Origin of the sequence: Streptomyces turgidiscabies Car8, from assembly GCF_000331005.1 — a bacterium.
Lineage (GTDB): Bacteria > Actinomycetota > Actinomycetes > Streptomycetales > Streptomycetaceae > Streptomyces > Streptomyces turgidiscabies.
In genome coordinates this window covers 1-1,486 of sequence record NZ_AEJB01000003.1, presented here as the reverse complement: position 1 = coordinate 1,486, position 1,486 = coordinate 1, and the positions used below count along the sequence as shown (strand labels likewise).

The window sequence follows — 1,486 nt, the reverse complement described above, 5'->3', positions numbered from 1 at the left end:
GGCGAGTGTATGTGGAAACGGTTCCCATTATCTAGAGGGCGAGGCCGGTCAGTACGAGGACGCGCTCGTACGTGTAGTCGTCCATCGCGAACCTGACGCCCTCGCGTCCGACACCGGACTGCTTGGCACCGCCGTACGGCATCTGGTCGGCGCGGTAGGACGGCACGTCGCCGATGACGACACCGCCGACCTCCAGGGCACGGTGGGCCCGGAAGGCGGCCTGGAGGTCATGGGTGAACACGCCTGCCTGGAGGCCGTACTTGGAGTCGTTGGCGGCGGCGAAGGCCTCGGCCTCGCCGTCCACCCTCCGCACGGTGAGGACCGGCCCGAAGACCTCCTCGCAGGAGATCGTGACGTCGGCGGGTACGTCGGTGAGGACGGTCGGCGCGTACGAGGCACCGTCCCGCTTGCCACCGGCGAGGAGGCTGGCTCCCGCCTTCACGGCTTCGTCGACCCAGGCCTCGACCCGCTTGGCCGCGTCCTCGCTGACCAGTGGCCCGACGTCGGTGGCGCCGTCGGCCGGGTCGCCGGTCACCTGCGCCTCGACGGCGGCGACGATACGGGGCAGCAGCCGGTCGTACACGGCGGTGTCCGCGATGACCCGCTGCACGGAGATGCAGGACTGGCCGCCCTGGTAGTTGGAGAACGTGGCGATACGGGTCGCCGCCCAGTCGAGGTCGGCGTCGGAGGCGTAGTCGCCGAGGACGACGGCCGCGCCGTTGCCTCCCAGCTCGAGGGTGCAGTGCTTGCGCGGCACGGAGTCCATGATCGCGTAGCCGACCTGCTCCGACCCGGTGAACGAGATCACCGGCAGCCGCGGGTCCTGCACGAGGGCGGGCATACGGTCGTTGGCGACCGGGAGGACGCTCCAGGAACCGGCGGGCAGGTCGGTCTCGGCGAGGAGTTCGCCGATGATCAGGCCGGAGAGAGGCGTGGCCGGGGCCGGCTTCAGGATGATGGGGGCGCCTGCCGCGATCGCCGGGGCGATCTTGTGGGCGCAGAGGTTGAGGGGGAAGTTGAAGGGCGCGATACCGAGGACGACGCCCTTCGGGAAGCGCCGGGTGAGGGCGAGACGGCCCTGACCGCCGAGGTCTGTGTCGAGGCGCTGCGCCTCGCCGCCGTTGAAGCGCCGGGCTTCCTCGGCGGCGAACCGGAACACGGAGACGGCTCGGCCGACCTCGCCGCGGGCCCACTTGATCGGCTTGCCGTTCTCGGCGGAGATGAGCTGGGCGATCTCCTCCGTGCGCTCGACGAGACGCCGGCTGACGTGGTCGAGGGCGGCGGCACGGACGTGGGCCGGGGTGGCGGCGAACTCGTCGCGGACGGCGTGGGCGGCGGCGACGGCTTCCTCGACCTGGGCCTCGGTCGGCACGCCGACCTTGCCGACGAGGCGTCCGTCCCAGGGGGAGGTGACGTCGAAGGTGGTCTCGCCGGTGGCCTGACGGCCGGCGAGCCAGAAGGCGTGGGTGACGGGCGGCGTGGAGGT

The 1,486-nt window shown here is 71.7% G+C and carries 1 protein-coding gene; it reads right to left on the bottom strand.

The genetic code is table 11. The annotated features are described in order from the left end of the window. Positions 1 to 31 precede the first annotated feature (31 nt). Positions 32 to 1,486, bottom strand: a 1,455-nt coding sequence (locus STRTUCAR8_RS00060) for an aldehyde dehydrogenase family protein (protein ID WP_006373293.1), incomplete at its 5' end; no start/stop codon positions are given.